This is a genomic window from Amycolatopsis sp. NPDC006131 (genome assembly GCF_040614175.1).
GTDB lineage: Bacteria > Actinomycetota > Actinomycetes > Mycobacteriales > Pseudonocardiaceae > Amycolatopsis_E > Amycolatopsis_E tucumanensis.
Genome location: NZ_JBEXTX010000009.1, coordinates 38,907 through 57,543 on the forward strand (window position 1 = coordinate 38,907; position 18,637 = coordinate 57,543).

Sequence of the window (18,637 nt, forward strand, 5' to 3'; positions counted from 1 at the left end):
GGCCCCTCCAGGAAGGCTTGCCATGTCCCACAGGTTCACCTCGCAGATCGAGGTCGCCGGCCCGGCCGGCGAGCGGTACGACGAGATCCTCACCCCGGCGGCGCTGGCCTTCATCGCGCGGCTGGACAACGAGTTCGCCGGACGGCGGCGCGAGCTGCTCGACGAGCGGCGGCAGCGGCGGGAGAAGCTCGCCGGCGGCGAAGAGGTGCTCGACTTCCGGCCGGAGACCCGCTGGATCCGCAACGACGACTCCTGGCAGGTGGCGCCCGCGGCGCCCGGCCTCGAGGACCGGCGCGTGGAGATCACCGGCCCGACCGACCGCAAGATGACCGTGAACGCGCTGAACTCCGGCGCGAAGGTGTGGCTGGCCGACTTCGAGGACGCGACCTCGCCGACCTGGTCGAACATCGTCGGCGGGCAGCTGAACCTGTTCGACGCCATCCGGCGCGACATCGACTTCACCACCGAATCGGGCAAGCGCTACACGATCTGCGACAACCCCGCGACGATCGTCGTTCGCCCGCGTGGGTGGCACCTGGTCGAGAAGCACCTGCGCATCGACGGGCGGCCGGTTTCGGCGAGCCTGGTGGACTTCGGGCTGTACTTGTTCCACAACGCGCGCCAGCTGCTGGCGCGGGGCAGCGGGCCGTACTTCTACCTGCCCAAGCTGGAGAACCACCTCGAGGCGCGGCTGTGGAACGACGTGTTCCGCCTTGCGCAGCAGGAGCTGGGCATCCCGCAGGGCACGATCCGGGCGACCGTGCTGATCGAGACGATCACCGCGGCGTTCGAGATGGACGAGATCCTGTTCGAGCTGCGTGAGCACGCGGCCGGCCTGAACGCGGGCCGGTGGGACTACATCTTCTCGATCATCAAGAACTTCGGCGACGCCGGCGCGGACTTCGTCCTGCCCGACCGCGCCGAGGTCACGATGACCGCGCCGTTCATGCGGGCCTACACCGAGCTGCTGGTCCAAACCTGCCACAAGCGCGGCGCCCACGCGATCGGCGGGATGGCGGCGTTCATCCCGAGCAAGGACCCGGAGGCGAACGCGCTGGCGTTCGAGAAGGTCCGGCAGGACAAGGAACGCGAGGCGCGCGACGGTTTCGACGGCTCGTGGGTCGCGCACCCCGGTCTGGTGCCGGTCTGCCGGGAGGTCTTCGACGACGTGCTGGGCGGCTGGCCGAACCAGCTCGGCCGGACGCGCGAGGACGTTTCGGTGACCGCTGAGGATCTGCTGAACGTGGCCAGCGCGGGTGGCGAAGTCACCGAAAAGGGTTTGCGGGCCAACATCAACGTCGCTCTGCGCTACGTGGACGCGTGGCTGCGGGGGACCGGCGCCGCCGCGATCTTCGGCCTGATGGAGGACGCGGCGACCGCGGAGATCGCGCGGGCGCAGGTGTGGCAGTGGATCCGCAACGGCACGAAGCTCGACGACGGCACGGCGGTGACCGATTCGCTGGCCCGGACCATGCTGGACGAGGAGCTCGCGTCGGTCCGAGCCGACCTGGGCCCGGAGGCCAAGCTGGACGATGCGCGCGAGATCTTCGTGGAGACGGCGCTCGGCGAGAAGCTGCCGAACTTCCTGACCACCGGCGCGTACGCGCGCTACCTGACGGATCTGGTCTAGAGCTCCGTCCGTGTTGAGAGGACCCCGGTTTTCCCTCTCCTGACGGGGAAAACCGGCTCGCGCTGGCTGTGGCCGGACAGCGCGGACACTCGGGCCCGGTAGGTATGCTCCACCTACCGGGCCCGACCTGTCCGCAAAATTTCTGTCTTTTGGTAGATGTGTAGAACCCTCCCGACGCGCAATCCTGGACTGCGACACCGTTCACCAGGGCGCCGAAGGAGCTGGTAATGATCCCTGTAGTCCGCCGTTTCACCCGATCGATCGTGGTTCTCGCGAGTTTGGTCGCCGCGTGTGTGTGCGTGCCGGCCGCGCACGCAGAGCCCGGGATCGTCGGTGGCAAGCCCGCGAACATCGCGGAGTACCCGTTCACCGTGGCGCTGACCGATGCCACCGGCCTCCAGTTCTGCGGCGGGACGCTGGTCGCGGCGGACAAAGTGCTGACAGCGGCGCACTGCGCGCAGGGGGAGAGCCCGCCGTCGCTGCGAGTCGTCAGTGGACGGACGCAGCTGAGCGGCCGGGACGGGACGGTGTCCACTGTGTCCCACGTGTGGGTGCATCCGCAGTTCAAGGACGCCACGCAGGGCTACGACGTGGCGCTGCTGACGCTGACGCAGCCGTTGACCGCGCAGCCGCTGCCGCTGGCGACGAAGGATGATCCGGGCTACCAGGCCGGCACCGAGGCGACGATCCTGGGGTGGGGCAACACGGAGCCGATGGGCGACTCGTCGGACGTCCTGCTGAAGGCGACGGTCCCCGTCACGAGCGACGATTATTGCGCGAAGGCGTACCCCCAGCAGTACACCCCCGAGGCGATGGTCTGTGCCGGCTACCCGGAGGGCGGAGTGGACACCTGCCAGGGCGACTCGGGAGGCCCCCTGGTGGCCGCCGGAAGGGTCGTAGGAGTCGTCTCCTGGGGCGAAGGCTGTGCCGAACCAGGAAAGCCGGGAGTCTACGCCCGAGTCGGCGCCTACCACGACGAGCTGCAAGCACAACTAACCCCAGCCGACGTCCTACCCTGACACACCCCGCCGCCCGCCGGCGCCCGCTGACGCACCCCCGCCCCGCCGGGTGCACCCACCGCGGGGGCGGCGCACCCGACGCATGCTCCCGCCCCGACGCATGCCGTCACGCCTCCGTCCGCCGGCACTCCCCTAGCGGGGCGGCGCACGATCCCCGGGCGCCGGGTGTATCCGCCGCGGGGCGGCGCACCGGAGGCATGCCGGTGCGCCCCCCGCCCGCCGGTGCACCTCTCGCGTGGGGGCGCGTACCACCAGCTTGAGCGCTCCTCACGCACATCGGGGCACGCGTGCTGGTGCATGCCGCGCATGCTGGCGCTACCGACGTGCGCCGGTGCGCCTCTCGCCCTGTCGGGCGCGCACCACCGGCTCCGCTGCTCGGGGCTGGTGGCCACGGTGGCATGACTTGCCTCAAGGAGCGGTGCGCTTCCTTGGGTGCGAACCGCTGGGCCGCATCGCTTGGTGTGGTCCCGACTGCATGGCATCGCCTGCGGCGTCCTGGGCACAGCCCGCGTAGGACGCCGAGTCAGTAGCTCGTCGCCGACGGGGACCCGCCTGGCGCCATCACGCGCGCGCTTCAAGACAGCCATGTCCAGGCCGTCCCTCGCAGAAACGCCCCGCCGAAGTGCCCCGTCAACCGTCTCCCGTAAGCGAACCCGGCATCCCAGCCGGATCGCCTGTCTCCACAAACAAACCGCCCCGGCATCACCGCTCGGCGGAAGCCTGAAGCAGCGCCACCGCCGCAGTCTTGGCGCTCTCGGCGGCTCCCGGATCGCCCGTGATGCCCGCGATCACTGTCGCGCCTTCGACCAGCGCGAAGATCTGGTCGCCCAGTTCGTCCGAGCCGGCCAGGGCTCGCAAGTAATCCCGGACCAGGTCCTTGTGCTCCCGCACCACCGCCGCGACGCGAGGTGCCCCGTCGCCCAGTTCGCCGAACGAGTTGATGAACGCGCACCCCCGGAAGTCGTCCTCGCTGAACCACTGCCGCAACCAATCGAACACCGCCGGGACAGCGTCTTCCGGCCGCTGAGCCGACACGTAGTCCGCCAGCGACCGCCGCCACCGTTCGTCGCGGCGGCGCAGGTAGGCCTCGACGAGATCGCCCTTCGCCGGAAAGCATTGGTACAGCCGCTTCAACGAGACGCCCGATCCCGAGCGGATGGCATCCATGCCCACCGCCTGGATGCCGCGCGCGTAAAACAGCTCCTCGGCGGTGTCGAGCAGCCGCACGCGTGCCTCGTCGTGATCCATCCAATCCACCCCTTGCGCGGAGAACGTGCGTTCTCTACGGTAGCGCATCAGCGGAGAACGAGCGTTCTCCAGATTGGGGTTCCCATGTCCGACCGTCCGCCGTTCCCGCCGTTCGACGAAGTCACCGCCGCGCAAAAGGTCCAAGCAGCCGAAGACGCCTGGAACACCAGAGACCCGGAGAAAGTCGCGCTGGCCTACACGCCCGACTCGGTCTGGCGCAACCGGGATCAGCACGTCGTCGGCCGCGACGCGATCGTCGAGTTCCTGCGCCGCAAGTGGGAGCGCGAACTGGACTATGCGCTGCGCAAGGAGCTGTGGGGCTTCCGCGGCAACCGGATCGCCGTGCGCTTCCAGTACGAATGCCACGACGCCGAGGGCCAGTGGTGGCGCAGCTACGGCAACGAGCTCTGGGAGTTCACCGAGAACGGCCTGATGCGCCGCCGCGAGGCGAGCATCAACGACACGCCCATCACGGAGTCCGAGCGCCGAATCTTCGGCCCCCGCCCGGAATCCGAGCGTGGGCAACTGCTGCCGGTGTTCTGAACGGCGGCGGACAGGACGCGGGCATACCGCGCCACAACCTGGCCGACGACTCCGGCATCACCTGCGAGGCGGGCAGCAATTCGATCGACAGGCAACCGGTCGGGTTGCGACGGTAGGGGCGTGCGCGTTGTCCCGTTGCCCCCGGCCACCTACCACGCTCTCGCCGCAGGAGATCTCGCCGCGGCGAACCGTGTGGCGCCGGTCGAGTTGACGCCGTACTTCGTGAACCCGCGCTGGTTACCGGGCTGGGGCCGGGCGAGCACGCGCGTCCGCGCCGACCCGCGGGCTGCCGCTTGGCTCGCCGGCGCCATCGCCGGGCCAGTCGGCGTGGTCGGCCGCGCGGGCTACCACGGGCCGCCGGACGAGCAGGGCGTCGTCGAGGTGACCTACGAGATCGAGCCGGCGTGGCGCCGTCGCGGTTATGCCCGTGCCGCGCTGGCGGAACTCGTCGCGCGCGCCGTGCGTGAACCGGACGTCCGGGTCGTGCGCGCGGTGATCCGGCCGCACAACACCGTCTCCCAACGCCTCGTCACGACGAGCGGGTTCACCGAGGTGCATGAACCACCACTGCCCGACGGGCCCTGGCTGGTCTTCGAGCGCGTTGTGGACTGATCACAGCCACGTGCGAGGTTGATGGCCGACCGCCGTTGATCGCGGGGCGGCTTCAGCGCGCAGGCTTCCTCGTCCCGCCTTTCCGTGCCGCGGCGGTGGTCTTCCGCTCCACGACCACCGGTGGCGGCTCAGGGTTGAGCACGTTGCCCGTCGGGATCTTGGGGCGTCCCAGGTCGCCGTGCTCGCGGACCCGGGCCTTGCGGTAGACCTCGGCGGTCGTCGCCGCGATGCGAGCCCAGTCGAAGTCGTCGGCGAGGCGGGCCTGCGCGGTGCGCGCACGACTCTCCGCGGCGGCGCGGTCCCGCAGCACCGAGTTCACCGCCGCCGTCAGCGCGGGCACATCCCCGGGTGCGAAGGACAACCCGGTGACCCCGTCGACGACGACCTCCCCCAGCCCACCGGCCGTCGAAGCCACCAGTGGCGCCCGCGCGGCCGCCGCTTCCAGGGCGACGATCCCGAACGGCTCGTACCGGCTCGGCAGCACCACCGCGTCCGCCGCCGCGAGCACCGCCCGCAGCTCCCGGTCCCGCAGATGCCCGGCGAACTCGACGGCGTGCTGCATCCGCATCCGCCGCGCCTGCTTGACCAGCTCGTCCAGGTGCCGCCCCCGCCCGGCGACCACCAGCCGCGTGCCGCGGTGCGCGCGGCGGATCTTCGGCAGCGCCGACACCAGGTCCTGGACGCCCTTCTCCCACTCCAGGCGCCCGAAGAACAACAGCAACGGCTCGCCGCCCGGCGCGTACTTCTCCCGCGCCCGCGCGACCTCGTCCGCCGCGACCTGCCAGCCGCGCTCCTCGATGCCGTTGTGGATCACGGTGATGTCGTCCGCCGACACCTCGAACAGCTTCGCGACCTCCGCGCGCATCGCCTGCGAACATGTGATCAGCGCGTCCGACCGGTTGGCCAGCCACCACTCCACGGAGTGCACCTGCTGGTTCAACGGCTGCGACAACCAGCCCGAATGCCGGCCGGCTTCGGTCGCGTGGATCGTCCCGACCAGCGGGCGCCGCAGCGCGCCGGCCAGGCTGATCGCCGGGTGCGCCACCAGCCAGTCGTGGGCGTGCACGACGTCCGGCTGCCACGACCGGGCCAGCTCCAGGCCCGCGCGCACCATGCCGTGGCCCATCGCCAGCGTCCACGCCACGAGGTCCCGCTCGAACGTCACGTGCATCGGGTCCTCGGCGACGCGGATGATGCGCACGCCCTCGACCACCAGGTCCGTTGTGGGGTGTGTGTGGGCGTCGGTGCCTGCCGGGTGCCGGGAGAGGACCACGACCTCGTGCCCGTCCTGGGCGAGGTGGCGGGCCAGCGCGTGCACGTGGCGGGCCAGCCCGCCGACCACGACGGGCGGGTACTCCCAGGACAGCATCAGCACGCGCATGACAGGAGGTTACTCACTGGTCAACTAAGAACTGAACCGCCCGACGACGCGCGATACCGGCGGGTGATGTCGATCACATGACGAGTGGTGGGCGGTGGTGGGCTGCGGTGGGTGGGTGACCGGGCAGGCCTGGGGAGTGGCCGGGCGGCCGGACCGGGCGGCGCGGAGGCGCGACCCGACGGCGCGGGTGGACGAGCAGCGGGGAGGCGCTGCCGGGCGGCGGCGGGTGGCCGGATGGTGGGGAGGCGCTGCCGGGCGGCGGCGGACGGCCGGGTGGTGGGGAGGCGCTGCCGGACGGCGGGTGGTTCGGGTTGCCAGACTGCGGGAAGGCGGGGCGGTGAGGTGGCCCGGCGGTGACCGGGGACGTGGTGCGGCCTGGGCAGGCAGCCGGGGCGGAGTGAATTTCCGAGTGGTGGGCGGGGATTGCCTCGACCGTGCGCGCCCGGGGAGTGGCTGCCGGACGGCGCCTGGGGCGTGGGTGGTCGGGCAGCACGGAGGTGGGGCGGGTGAGGTGGCCCCCAGCAGCGACAGGGGCTGGATGCGGCCTGGGCTAGCGGCCGGGTGGGGGTGCAGTTTCCGGGGTGGGGTGAAGCTGCCGGGGTGGTGGGCAGCGTGGGGCGGGATTGCCTCGATCGTGCGGACCGGGGCGTCGCCGGGTGGCGGCGCCGGTCAGTGGGTGGTTCGGGTTGCCGAGTGGCGCGGAGGCGCTACAGGACGGCGTGGGCGGTCGGGCAGTGCGGAGGCGCTACAAGACGGCAGTGCGCGGCCGGGCCGGGTGCGGAGGCGCGACAGGATGGTGGGCGGCCCGGCGGCGGCGCCGGTGGGCGGCCAGTGCTTCGGGTTGTCGGACGGCGGGGAGGCGACATCGCGCGGCGGCGCCAGGTTCAGGTTGGCTAGCCCTCAGAGCTGCCGCGCATCCAACTGCCCGAACGGATTGTCCTCCCGGGCCCAGCGCTCCACCGCCGCCGGAAGCGGACCCCGGCCGATCCAGCCCGCCAGCTCATCGAACCGCGCGGTGTGCACGGCCGCGCGGCGGCGGGCGTAGTCCGCGGCCGAGTCCTTCGTCACCATGAACGCCCAGTCGCTCGACAGGGCCATCGTCGCTTCGCCCACTGCCCAGTCCGCCACCCGGTCGCGCATCTCCGTGCGGGGGAGGGCCAGCAAGCGCTCCTGCAAAGCCGCGTTGTCCGCCACCATGTCGGCCACCTGCTCGCCGTCCCAGACGCGCCAGTCCTTGCCCGAACCCCACGACGATGCGGGCAACTCCACGGGCGCACCGACGAGCCCCGCCGAGACCGCGCCCTGCAGCGTCGTCACCCGCACGCCCGCCTCCGGCAGCGCCCTCAGCACGCCTTCCAGCCACGTGGGACCCTCGTGCCACCAGTGGCCGAACAACTCGGTGTCGTAAGCCGCCACGACCAGCGCCTCCCGGCCGTGCGCAGAACGCAACGCCCGCAGCCGCGACACCACCGTCTCCACGAAATCCTTCACGTGCGTCCGCAGGGTGTCCGCGGCCAGCGCCGGGTCGTACGGCGCCTTCTCCGCGGGCTCCACCTGCTTGCCCGTCACCCGCGACGGCTTCAACCCCACCTCGTGCGCCCACGTGTGGAAATCCCGGTAGTTCGCGTGCCCCGGGTAGCCCGCCCGCGGCGACCACACCCGGTACGTGACCTCCAGATCCCGCCCGAAGCACAACACGTCCGTCGAACCCACCGGCCGCGCGAACGCCGTGTCCCCGTGCAACGCCGGACCGTCCACCAGGAACCGCCGCACGCCGGCCGCCGCGTAGTCCTCCTCCATGCCCGGCGCGTAACCGCACTCCGGCGCCCAGATCCCGTCCGGCCGGTGCCCGATCCGCAACTCGGTGTCCGCCAGGCCACCCCGCAACATGAACGACCGCACCCGCGGCTGCAGCAACGGCTGGAACGGGTGCGCGTACGGCCCGCCCAGCAACTCCATCACCCCGGAGTCCACAAGGGACCGCAGCACCGGCGAAAAACCGTGCCGCCACCGCGTTTCGAAGTCCTCCAGCGACCACGTCGCCGTGCGGTACTCCGCCGCCGCCAGCTCCCGCAGCAACGGGTCCTCCCGCCACAGCGTCCCGGCCTGCACCGTCCGCAACTGCCAGTGCCCGAGCCACTCGTGGAACGCCCGCAACGCGTACGGGTCGTCCAGCTGCGCCGCGAGCACCGGCGTCACCCCGAGCGTCAGCACGTCCCGCCTGCCCTCCGCCGCGAACCGCCGCAGCAGGTCCACCACCGGCAGGTACGAGTGCGCCCACGCCTGGTACAGCCACTCCTCGCCGACCGGCCACGACCCGTGGTGCGGCAGCCACGGCAGGTGGCTGTGCAGCACCAGGCAGAACGTCCCCTCCCCGGTCACGGCCGCACCGCCACCGCGACCAGGTCCAGGCTCTCGTCCACCCGCTCGCCGTGGATCTCGAAATCCCCAGCGCGGATCGCCGCGACGTCCGCCAGCAGCTCCGGCGGCCACGGCGCCTGCCCCGGCAGGTGTCCCATCACGACTTCCAGCTGCGCGTCGATGATCGACCCGCCGTACCGGGCGTCCAGCTCCCGCACGCCCGGACCGTGGTGCAGGCCGTGCATCAGCTCGACCGCGAAACCCGCCTCGCGCAACAGCGAATCCAGCTCGTCCGCCGCGAGTTCCCTGGTGTGGAACGGGTTCAGCGGCGTGTCGCTGTCCGGGGTGAACGTGATCCGGTTCGGCGTCGTGACCAGCAGCCGACCGCCCGGCCGCAGCACGCGCAGGCACTCCGCCAGGAACGCGCCCTGGTCCCACAGGTGCTCGATCACCTGGAAGTTCGCGACCACGTCGACGGAGCCGTCGCGCAGCGGCAGCCGCACCAGGTTCCCCCGTGCTGTCCACACCTGGGGATAACGCCGGGCGACGTGCTCGGTGGTCGGCTGGTCGTAGTCGAGCGCGAGCACCGACTTCGCCGTCGAGGCGATCAGCCCGGCGCCGTAGCCCTCACCGCAACCGGCCTCCAGCACCACGGCGCCGGCGCACCACGGCAGCAGCGCGTGGTAAGCCGCCTCGTGCCGACGGAACCAGTAGTTCTCCTCGGCGATGCCCGGGACCGTGCGTTCCCCGGTCAGGTGCAGTGCTTCGGCGCGCGACGTACTCACCCCGGGGACACTACTGGGTGAGTCAGGGCCACTTCCGCAGCACGACCGACCACGACGAGGCGTCGACGCGGAACTCGGGCACCGGGTTGCCCGCCTTCGCCATCGCCGAACGGATGCGGAAGATGCCGCGGCCGAAGCGGTTCACGTACCCCAGCGCCTTCATCGCACGCGCCAGGTTCGGGTTGCGGTAGTCGTGCACGCGGTCGAAGTTGTCCGGCCGGACCTGCCCGTACGGGCCGCCCGGGTTGGTCACCTCGATGCGGTCGTCGAACCAGCTGATCCGCACCGGCGCGTGCGAGGTCTCGTAGTTGCGGTGCATCACCGCGTTCATGCACGTCTCCCGCAGCGCCTCCAGCGGGTAGTCCGGCAGCTGCTCCTCGCGGAAGCCCTCGCCGTCGGCCAGCCGCGTCCGCAGGTGGCCGCTGAGCAGCGCGCTCAGCCGCACCGCCGTCTCCACCAGGTTGCCGCGCAGCTCCTGCTGGTCGGCGACCGGCGCATCCGGGTCCAGGCCCTGGTAGCGGACGAACTGGACGTAGGCGCCGGGCACGTGCGCGCTCGGGTCCCGCCCGATCGTCAGCACGCCGAGCGCGGTCGGCACCCCGCCCGGCGTCGTCAGCCGCAGCCACGCGAGGTCCTTCTCGACGGGACGGGAATTTTCCTCCAGCGCCTCGCTCGCCACGAACGACGGCAGATAGGTGGTGCGGAACAGGCGGACGTCCAGGTCGGCCTCGGTCGCGGTCGCCACCGGTCTGCTGTCGAAGGGCGCCGCGGCGAAGCGGCGGAGGTCGGGCTGGATGTGCTGGTCGTCCCGGACGCTCGTAGCCGTGTGCACCGTGACGGCTCCCCTCAGTAGCAGCAGTGCGAGCTGAGGCGTAACCCTATCGGGTGAGCGAGCTACTCCGTTACGGTTCCGGTGGAAACGATCCAACAACGGCCGGCTGTCACGTTCCCGAGGGCTGCGCAGTCCTCATGGCATGCGACTCGGAATTCTCACACTGCTCGCGCTGACCGGCCTCGTGGTGGGCTTCTGGGCAGCGGTCCTGCCGGAGAGCTTCTACGGCGACTTCCCGGTGATCCGGCCGAGCTGGGTCTCGCTGGACGGCCCCTACAACGAACACCTCATCCGCGACGTCGGCTCGATGTTCCTCGCGCTCGGCGCGGTGACGATCGGGGCGATCGTCGTGCGGACCACGACCGCCGCGCGCCTGGCCGGTGTCGCGTGGCTGGTCTTCTCGGTGCCGCACGCGATCTACCACCTGATGCACCTGCACGTGTTCCAGCCGCTGGACCAGGTGATCAACGCGGTCGCGTTGCCCGGGCTGGCCCTGCTGGCGCTGGCGGTCGTGGTGTTGCCGGGAAAGGTCAGTACGGCCGGCGACCGTGCCCGCTCACGCGTGCCTTGAGCTTGGCGATGGCCGACTTGGCCTGTGCGCGGCGGCGGGGATCGTTGGCGAACTGCTGCGCCTGCCGGATGGCGCGCTTGCCCTGCGGGGAGTTGGCGAATCGGGCGATCTTGTTGAACAGCGAAGCCATGTCCGTCCTCCGGGGCGGTATGCCGGTTTCGTCACCGGGTCAACGGATGGGTTACCCCGCTGGTTCCACGGTTACCCGGGGGAGACCGTGATGCTCAGCGCACCGGGGCCGACGTGCGCGCCGATCACGGTGCTGGCCTCGACGATGCTCAGCTCGGTCACGTTCGGGATCCGCTCGCGCAGCTGCTGGACCAGCATCAGCTCGCGCTCGCTGGGGCGGAAGCAGGAGATCGCCAGGTCGGTGGGCAGATTGCCGGCCCGTGCGGCGGCCAGGTCGACGAGCTTCGCCAGCGCGCGCCTGCTGCCGGCGGCCCGCGCGAGCGGCGCCACTTCGCCGTCGCGCACGGTGAGCAGCGGCTTGATCGACAGCGCGGTGCCCAGCAGCGCGGCCGCGCCGCCGATCCGGCCGCCGCGGCGCAGGTACTCCAGCGTGTCCACGTAGAGCAGTTCGCTGCTGGTCGCGAACCGCCGCTGCGCCGCCTCGATCACGCGCTCGACCCGTCCGCCCGCCGCGGCGGCCCTGGCCGCGGACAGCACGGCGAAGCCGAGGCTCATCCCGGTCGTGCCGCTGTCCAGCGGGTACACCGGGATCTGCACCTGCCGCGCCGCCTCCCGTGCGGACGCCAGCGTCGCCGACATGCGCTCCGAGATGTGCACGCTCACGATCGCGCTCGCGCCGGCCGCGGCGGCGTCCTGATAGGTCCAGAAGAAGGCGCCGGGATCGGGCGGGTTCGTGCTCACCCGCTGCCCGGCCTTCAGCGCCTCGGTCAGCTCGCCGCGGTCGAACCGGTTCTCCTCGTCGACCTGGTCGCCCACCTGCAGCTGGAGCTGGATGACCGAGATGTCCCACTGCTTGCGCAGCTGCTCCGGCAGGGACGCGGTCGAGTCGGTCACTACGGCGACGTGGTTGGGCACGGGAAGTCAGGTTAGACCGATCGCACCATCCGGGGTAACCCATCCGCGCAAGCGTCCACTCGGAGTAGCCTGGGCGCATCGGAGATAAAGCTGAACGATCGTCCCGATAAATCGGGATTCCGGGTGAATGCCGTCACCTCGGGGCGCGTCGGGGCTGAAATCTCCCTACGCTACCGACCAGTAAGGCTGGTTCAGGGAGGTCGAAGGGGACCAATGACGAACATTGTTGTCCTGGTCAAGCAGGTGCCGGACACCTATTCGGAGCGCAAGCTCTCCGATGGTGACCACACGCTCGACCGCGAGTCCGCCGACGCCGTTCTCGACGAGATCAACGAGAAGGCGGTCGAAGAAGCGCTGAAGATCAAGGAAGCCGGCGAGGGCGAGGTCACCGTGATCTCGGTGGGCCCGGACCGCGCGACCGACGCCATCCGCAAGGCCCTCTCGATGGGCGCGGACAAGGCCATCCACGTCTCGGACGAGGCCCTGCACGGCTCCGACGCCGTGGCCACCGCCAAGGTGCTCGCCGCCGCCGTCGGCAAGGTCGAGGGCTTCGACCTGGTCATCGCCGGCAACGAGGCCTCGGACGGCCGCGCCGGCGCCGTTCCCGCGATGCTGGCCGAGCTGCTCGGGCTGCCGCAGCTGACCCAGGTCCGGTCGCTGACCGTCGAGGGCACCACCGTCAAGGCCGACCGGGAGACCGACGACGGCCTGACCCACCTCGAGGCGAACCTGCCCGCGCTGGTGAGCGTCACCGAGAAGATCAACGAGCCGCGTTACCCGTCCTTCAAGGGCATCATGGCCGCGAAGAAGAAGCCGGTGGAGACCCTGACGATCGCCGACCTCGGCGTCGACGCGGGCGCCGTCGGCCTCGGCAGCGCGCTGTCCACTGTGGTCGAAGCGGCCCCGAAGCCCCCGCGCACCGCGGGTGAGCGCGTCGAGGACGAGGGTGACGGCGGCAGCAAGATCGCCGAGTACCTGGTCGGCCAGAAGATCATCTGAGGCAGGAGCAACGGAGCAATGGCTGAAGTTCTGGTTCTCGTCGACCACCTCAACGGCGAGCTGAAGAAGACCACGTTCGAGGCGCTGACCGCCGCCCGCGAGCTGGGCGAGCCGTCGGCCGTCGTCGTCGGCGCCCCCGGCACCGCCGGCAAGTTCAAGGAGCAGCTGGGCGCCTACGGTGCCCAGAAGGTATACGTGGCCGAGTCCGAGGACGCCGCGAACTACCTGGTGACCCCGAAGGTCGACGCGCTGGCCAAGCTGGTCGAGCAGGCCTCCCCGGCGGCGGTGATCGTCACCGCGTCCGCCGAGGGCAAGGAGGTCTCCGGCCGTCTGGCGATCCGCGTCGGCGGCGGCCTGATCTACGACGCCGTGGGTGTCAACTCCGACGGCACCGTGGAGCAGTCCATCTTCGGTGGCGCGTACTCGGTGAAGTCGAAGGCCCAGGGCCTGCCGATCATCTCGGTGCGCCCGGGTGCGGTCGAGGCCGCGCAGGCCGAGGGCGCGGCGGCCGAGGAGGCCGTCGAGCTGCCCGCAGTCGATGCCGCCAAGTCGGCGAAGATCACCGGCGTGGAGCCGGTCGTCGGCGGCGACCGCCCCGAGCTGACCGAGGCCACGATCGTGGTGTCCGGTGGCCGCGGTGTCGGTTCGGCCGAGAAGTTCGAGGTCGTGGAGAAGCTGGCCGACTCGCTCGGCGCGGCCGTCGGCGCCTCGCGCGCCGCGGTCGACTCCGGCTACTACCCGGCGCAGTTCCAGGTGGGGCAGACCGGTAAGACGGTGTCGCCGCAGCTGTACGTCGCGCTGGGCATCTCCGGCGCGATCCAGCACCGGGCCGGCATGCAGACCTCGAAGACCATCGTCGCGGTCAACAAGGACCCGGAGGCGCCGATCTTCGAGATCGCCGACTTCGGCGTGGTGGGCGACCTGTTCAACGTCGCGCCGCAGCTGACCGAAGAGGTCACCAAGCGCAAGAGCTGAGGGCTCGCCTGATGCCTGAGGGGCCACCGCCGGATTTTCCGGCGGTGGCCCTTTTTTCACGACCGGCCAGGCCCGTGGAAGGCGTGCTCCCGCACCATGCCGTCGACGCTGCCGCCGAACACGCGCGCGTCCTGCTCGGGCGGTTCCTCCTCGGTGCGGCGCGACGGGGTCTCGGGGACGCGCTCGGTCCGCACGCGCGGCACGGCGTATGGGTGCTTGCTCCGCAGCCACTGCACCAGCTGCTCCCGCACCAGGCAGCGCAGGTCCCACAGCGTGCCGGCGTCCACCGCGCTCACCAGCGCCCGTACGCGCACCAGCGTGTGCGTCGCGTCGGTCACCTGCAGCACGCTCACCCGGCCGTCCCACAGGTCGGTCGACTCCAGGATCCGCCGCAGCTCGTCGCGCATCTCGTCGACCGGCATCGTCCAGTCGACGTCCAGCTCCACCGTCCCGAGCAGCGCGGCGTCGCGGCGGGTCCAGTTTTCGAACGGCTGCGACATGAACTGCGCGGTCGGGATGACCAGCCGCCGGTCGTCCCACAGGTGCACCACCAGGTAGGTCAGCGTGATGTCCTCGACGCGGCCCCACTCGTTCTCCACGATCACCACGTCGTCCAGCCGGATGGCGTCGCTGAACGCGATCTGCAGCCCGGCGAACACGTTGCCAAGCAACGACTGCGCGGCCAGCGCGGCGATCGCGCCGATGACACCGGCCGAGGCCAGCAGGCTGGTGCCCGCCGTGCGCAGCCCGGGGAACGTCATCAGCATCGCGCCGAGCGCGAGCACCGCGATCGCGGCCACGATGACTCGCCGCACCAGCCGGATCTGCGTCTGCATGCGCCGCGCGTGCCGGTTGTCGGCGACGTCGACGCGCCACCGGCCGAGCATCGTCTGCTCGATCGCGGTCAGCACGCCGGCCAGCAGCCACGCGCCGGTCCCGATCAGCGCCAGCGTCAGCACGTGCGAGGTGGCGTTGCGCCAGGACCCGGTGGGCAACGCGACGAGCACGGTGATGCGCAGGACGATCATCGCGCCGAACCACCGCAGCGGCGCGTGGATGTGCTCGCCGAGCTCACCGAGCACGGTCGCGCGCTGACCGAGCCGCCGCAGGACCCGCCGCAGCACGTACTCCACGGCCAGGAACAGGCCGAACACCACCGCCGCCACGCCGAGCGCCACCACGATCCGCAACCAGCTGCCGGACATCCCTCTCACTTCCGGTCGGCACCACGTTCCGTGAGGCCATACCCCGATCGTGTCGATCTCATGACTTGAGCCTGATCACGCAGGCTTCCTGAGAGAACCCTGAGAACCCGTGGTTCATCCAACGTGCACGAGGTGGTCACGCGATGAACCTCCTGGCGGTTTCCTTCCCGCCGGTACACCTACAGACATGACGCGGTCCCAGTTGCTCGTCAGCACCGACAGCCAGGACGGCCAGCTCCCCGATGGCGCTGCCCGCTACTCCCTCCTCGTCGCCTACGACAACGACGAAGTGGTTGCCGCACAACGGCTCCGCTACCAGGTCTTCGCCGAGGAGATGGGGGCCACCCTGCACTCCGCGCCCGGCGTGGACGCCGACCGGTTCGACGAGTTCTGCGACCACCTCGTGGTGCGCGACGACAACACCGGCGAGATCGTCGGCACCTACCGGATGCTCCCGCCGGGACGCGCCGAGCGGGCCGGCGGCCTGTACTCCGAAACCGAGTTCGACCTGTCGAACCTCGCCGGCCTGCGGGGCTCCCTCGTCGAGACCGGCCGCTCGTGCGTGCACCCCGACCACCGCACCGGCGCCGTGGTGAGCCTGGTGTGGGCCGGGATCGGGCGGTACATGCTGCTGTCCGGGCACCGCTACCTGGGCGGCTGCGCGTCGGTCCCGCTCACCGACGGCGGCTCCTACGCGGCGGGCGTGTGGGACCTCCTCCTCGCCAAGCACTACGCGCCCGAGTCGCAGCGCGTGACGCCGCTGAACCCGTGGCAGGACGCGGACATCGCGCGCCCGGCCCGCGCCTTGCTGCCGCCGCTGATCAAGGGCTACACCCGCCTCGGCGCGAAGGTGTGCGGCCCGCCCGCGCACGACCCGGACTTCGCCGTCGCCGACTTCTTCACCCTGCTCGACCTGCAGCAGATGGGCGAGCGCTACCTCAAGTTCTTCCTCGGGAACCAGGCATGAGCCACCCCTGGATGCCCGCTTCGCCGTGCGGCGACGGGTGCCTGACGCCGGGCGCGCCGTCGGTCGGCGGGGTGCGGCGCGCGCTGCGGTTCACCGCCGCTGCCGGCGTGGTGCTGCTGGCATTCGGGGCCCTGCCGGTGATGTTCGTGCCGCGGTGCCGGAATTCGGTGGCACGGCTGGTGTTCCGCGGTGTGCTGCGGGCGTTCGGGGTGCGACTGGTGGTCCGGGGCGAGCCGTTGGACAGCGGCGGCCGCGGGGCGCTGGTGGTGAACAACCACATCTCGTGGCTGGACATCGTGGCGGTCAACGCGGTGCGCCCGATGCGCGCGCTGGCGAAGCGGGAGATCGCGGGCTGGCCGGTGCTGGGCACGCTGGTCGCGCGCGGCGGCAGCATCTTCCTGGACCGCGAACGGCTGTCGACACTGCCGTCCACGATCGACCAGCTGGCCGCCGCCCTGCGGGCCGGTTCGCTGGTGAACGTGACGCCCGAGGGCACCACGTGGTGCGGCCTGGCGTCCGGCCGGTTCCGCCCGGCGACCTTCCAGGCCGCGATCGACGCCGGTGTCCCGGTGCGGCCGCTCGCGCTGCGCTACCGGATGGCCGACGGCCGCGAGACGACCCAGCCCGCGTTCATCGGGCCGGAGTCGCTGATCGATTCGCTGAAGCGGGTCGCCGCGTTGCGCGGGCTGGTGCTCGAGGTGACCGTGTGCGGGGAGATCGCGCCGGGGCGTGCTTCGGATCGGCGGGAGTTGGCTGCGCTGGCTGAGGCTTCCGTGCAGGCTGCGTTGGGGAATGTGGCTTTGCCTTCGCAGCGGGGCTCCATTGGGCGGCGCTACGCGGGTGTTGAGGGCGCCGGGCTTCGCTTCGCTACGCCCGGATGAGAAGAAGCCCCTTCCGAACCCGATCTTGAATTGTTCGGTTACCGAGACACCGCGTCAAGGCGGGAAAGCGTGCCTTGACCCGGTGGCTCGGCAACCGATTTGGCTGGGGATCGGGTTGCGGGAGGGGAGTGGTTCGGGAGGTTTCGGACTTTCGTTGCTGGGCGGCGGGTTGTGGGTGGCTTCTCTCCTTGACCTCCAGTGTGGTGGAGGTTGCAGCCTGAACTCATGATCGTCGAAGCCCGGTCGCGGGGGGTGCTGTGGACGGCCGAGCACCGGACGACCACCGTGGCCAGCCTGCTCGTCGTCACCCTCATCGCGTTCGAGAGCATGGGCGTCGCCACCGCGATGCCCACCATGGTCGCCGACCTGGAGGGGCAGCGGCTCTACTCCTGGCCGTTCACCGCGTTCCTCGTCGCCAGCGTCGTGGCGACCGTGTTGTCCGGGCGGGTCTGCGACCGCCGGGGGCCCGCCATTCCCATGATCGCCGGGCCCGGGCTGTTCCTCGCCGGGCTGGTCGTCGCCGGGACCGCCACCGACATGGCGTTCCTGCTCGCCGGTCGCGTCCTCCAGGGGCTCGGCTCGGGCATCGTCCTGGTCGCCGTCTCGCTGCTGATCGCGCTCGTCTACACCGACCGGGAACGGCCCGTCATGTACGCGGCCAACGCGGCGGCCTGGGTGCTGCCCGCCGTCGTCGGGCCGACCGTCGCCGGCCTCATCACCGAGCACCTCGGCTGGCGCTGGGTGTTCCTCGGCCTCGTGCCGCTGGCCCTGGTCGGCCTGCTGATGCTGATCCCGGTCGCGCGACGGCTCACCCACACCGCGGGCGCCGGCCAACGCCGTGCCGGGGTCCTGGTGGCCCTCGCCGCCGCGGCCGGGGTCGCCGCGCTGACCTGGGCCGCCCAGCACCCCAGCCCCGCCGCGCTCGGCTACGGCGCGGCCGGCCTCCTCGCGCTCGCCATCGCCGTCCGCCGCCTCGTGCCGCCGGGGACGGTCACCGCGCGGCCCGGCCTGCCGACGGTCGTCGCCTCGCGGGCGCTGCTCGGCGGCGCCTTCGCCGGGATGGAGGCCTACCTCCCGCTGGCCATGGCCACCGTCCACGGCTACAGCCCGGCGCTGGCCGGGCTCCCGCTGACGGCCTCCGCGCTCACCTGGTCCGCGGCCTCCGCCGTGCAGGGCCGCCACCCGGACTGGTCCCGCGAGAAGCTGCTGCGCGCCGGGTTCGGGATGGTCGCCGTCGCCGTGCTGCTGTTCGGGTTCGTCGCGCAGCCGTGGTTCCCCGGCTGGCTCGCGTTCGTCGCGTGCCTGCTCGGCGGGGCGGGCATGGGCATCGCCTACCCGTCGATCTCCCTGCTGTTGCTGCGGTTCTCACCCGAGCACGAGCGCGGGTTCAACACCTCGGCCATGCAGCTGGGCGACTGGGTCACCTCGGCGCTGACCGTCGGTTTCGGCGGGGTCCTGCTCGGCCTGCTCGCCTCGGCGCACGAGCCCGCGCCCGCCCTGGGTGTGCTCGCGCTCACGCTCGCCGCGCTCGCCGCCGTGGGCGTCGTCATCACCCGGCGGTGGCCCACACGCGAGTGATACCGC

General features: G+C 71.4%; 18 protein-coding genes. 10 read left to right on the top strand and 8 right to left on the bottom strand.

Translation table 11 applies throughout. The annotated features are described in order from the left end of the window. The first annotated feature begins 22 nt into the window (after positions 1–22). Both aceB and ABZ215_RS07925 read left to right on the top strand, forming a co-directional pair. Positions 23–1,630 carry a malate synthase A gene (gene aceB / locus ABZ215_RS07920; RefSeq protein ID WP_354948636.1) on the top strand — a complete coding sequence of 536 codons (1,608 nt, stop codon included), beginning with the start codon at positions 23–25 and terminating at the stop codon, positions 1,628–1,630. 227 nt (positions 1,631–1,857) lie between these two features. Continuing rightward, on the top strand, positions 1,858–2,649 hold the full coding sequence (locus ABZ215_RS07925; protein WP_020422470.1) for a serine protease: 792 nt from the start codon (positions 1,858–1,860) through the stop codon (positions 2,647–2,649). Positions 2,650–3,351: 702 nt separating this feature from the next. On the opposite strand, the gene ABZ215_RS07930 is transcribed toward ABZ215_RS07925, so the two are convergent. Further along, positions 3,352–3,897: a TetR/AcrR family transcriptional regulator gene (locus tag ABZ215_RS07930; protein ID WP_354948638.1), complete on the bottom strand. Its 546-nt coding sequence runs from the start codon at positions 3,895–3,897 to the stop codon at positions 3,352–3,354. A gap of 84 nt (positions 3,898–3,981) precedes the next feature. On the opposite strand from ABZ215_RS07930, the gene ABZ215_RS07935 reads away from it, so the two are divergent. Then, a complete protein-coding gene (locus ABZ215_RS07935; protein ID WP_354948640.1) occupies positions 3,982–4,440 on the top strand; it encodes a nuclear transport factor 2 family protein in 459 nt (152 codons plus the stop codon). Between the two features lie 120 nt (positions 4,441–4,560). Further along, positions 4,561–5,052, top strand: coding sequence for a GNAT family N-acetyltransferase (locus ABZ215_RS07940; RefSeq protein ID WP_354948642.1), 492 nt, complete (start codon positions 4,561–4,563; stop codon positions 5,050–5,052). Positions 5,053–5,104: 52 nt separating this feature from the next. On the opposite strand, the gene ABZ215_RS07945 is transcribed toward ABZ215_RS07940, so the two are convergent. From ABZ215_RS07945 to ABZ215_RS07960, 4 genes are all read right to left on the bottom strand, one after another. Further along, positions 5,105–6,433, bottom strand: a complete 1,329-nt coding sequence (locus ABZ215_RS07945) for a glycosyltransferase family 4 protein (protein WP_354948644.1) — start codon at positions 6,431–6,433, stop codon at positions 5,105–5,107. Positions 6,434–7,333: 900 nt separating this feature from the next. After that, entirely contained in the window at positions 7,334–8,815 is a 1,482-nt protein-coding gene (locus ABZ215_RS07950; protein ID WP_020422726.1) for a glycoside hydrolase family 57 protein, read from the bottom strand. After that, positions 8,812–9,579 (bottom strand): class I SAM-dependent methyltransferase, encoded by a 768-nt coding sequence (locus tag ABZ215_RS07955; protein WP_354948646.1) that lies wholly within the window; start codon positions 9,577–9,579, stop codon positions 8,812–8,814. Before ABZ215_RS07955 ends, ABZ215_RS07950 begins: the two co-directional genes overlap by 4 nt. 22 nt (positions 9,580–9,601) lie before the next feature. Next, entirely contained in the window at positions 9,602–10,411 is an 810-nt protein-coding gene (locus tag ABZ215_RS07960; RefSeq protein WP_020422728.1) for an ATP-binding protein, read from the bottom strand. A 142-nt stretch (positions 10,412–10,553) separates the two neighbouring features. On the opposite strand from ABZ215_RS07960, the gene ABZ215_RS07965 reads away from it, so the two are divergent. After that, on the top strand, positions 10,554–10,982 hold the full coding sequence (locus ABZ215_RS07965) for a hypothetical protein (RefSeq protein WP_020422729.1): 429 nt from the start codon (positions 10,554–10,556) through the stop codon (positions 10,980–10,982). On the opposite strand, the gene ABZ215_RS07970 is transcribed toward ABZ215_RS07965, so the two are convergent. Continuing rightward, positions 10,942–11,112: a hypothetical protein gene (locus ABZ215_RS07970; protein ID WP_017987410.1), complete on the bottom strand. Its 171-nt coding sequence runs from the start codon at positions 11,110–11,112 to the stop codon at positions 10,942–10,944. The two genes, ABZ215_RS07965 and ABZ215_RS07970, sit on opposite strands and share 41 nt — an antisense overlap. A 71-nt stretch (positions 11,113–11,183) precedes the next feature. After that, on the bottom strand, positions 11,184–12,026 hold the full coding sequence (locus ABZ215_RS07975) for a DegV family protein (protein ID WP_020422730.1): 843 nt from the start codon (positions 12,024–12,026) through the stop codon (positions 11,184–11,186). A 213-nt stretch (positions 12,027–12,239) separates the two neighbouring features. Here ABZ215_RS07975 and ABZ215_RS07980 point away from each other — a divergent pair, with 213 nt between their 5' ends. After that, positions 12,240–13,025, top strand: coding sequence for an electron transfer flavoprotein subunit beta/FixA family protein (locus ABZ215_RS07980; protein WP_020422731.1), 786 nt, complete (start codon positions 12,240–12,242; stop codon positions 13,023–13,025). A gap of 18 nt (positions 13,026–13,043) precedes the next feature. After that, positions 13,044–14,000 (top strand): electron transfer flavoprotein subunit alpha/FixB family protein, encoded by a 957-nt coding sequence (locus ABZ215_RS07985; protein WP_020422732.1) that lies wholly within the window; start codon positions 13,044–13,046, stop codon positions 13,998–14,000. A gap of 56 nt (positions 14,001–14,056) precedes the next feature. Here ABZ215_RS07985 and ABZ215_RS07990 read toward each other — a convergent pair whose 3' ends face one another. Next, positions 14,057–15,205, bottom strand: coding sequence for a mechanosensitive ion channel family protein (locus ABZ215_RS07990; protein WP_354948649.1), 1,149 nt, complete (start codon positions 15,203–15,205; stop codon positions 14,057–14,059). 187 nt (positions 15,206–15,392) lie between these two features. Between ABZ215_RS07990 and ABZ215_RS07995 the strand changes: the two genes are divergently transcribed. From ABZ215_RS07995 to ABZ215_RS08005, 3 genes are all read left to right on the top strand, one after another. Continuing rightward, positions 15,393–16,172 carry a GNAT family N-acyltransferase gene (locus ABZ215_RS07995; RefSeq protein WP_354948651.1) on the top strand — a complete coding sequence of 260 codons (780 nt, stop codon included), beginning with the start codon at positions 15,393–15,395 and terminating at the stop codon, positions 16,170–16,172. Continuing rightward, entirely contained in the window at positions 16,169–17,053 is an 885-nt protein-coding gene (locus ABZ215_RS08000) for a lysophospholipid acyltransferase family protein (RefSeq protein WP_354948653.1), read from the top strand. The genes ABZ215_RS07995 and ABZ215_RS08000 overlap by 4 nt, the downstream gene beginning before the upstream one ends. 225 nt (positions 17,054–17,278) lie before the next feature. Further along, positions 17,279–18,631, top strand: coding sequence for an MFS transporter (locus ABZ215_RS08005; RefSeq protein WP_354948655.1), 1,353 nt, complete (start codon positions 17,279–17,281; stop codon positions 18,629–18,631). The last annotated feature ends 6 nt before the right edge of the window (positions 18,632–18,637 follow it).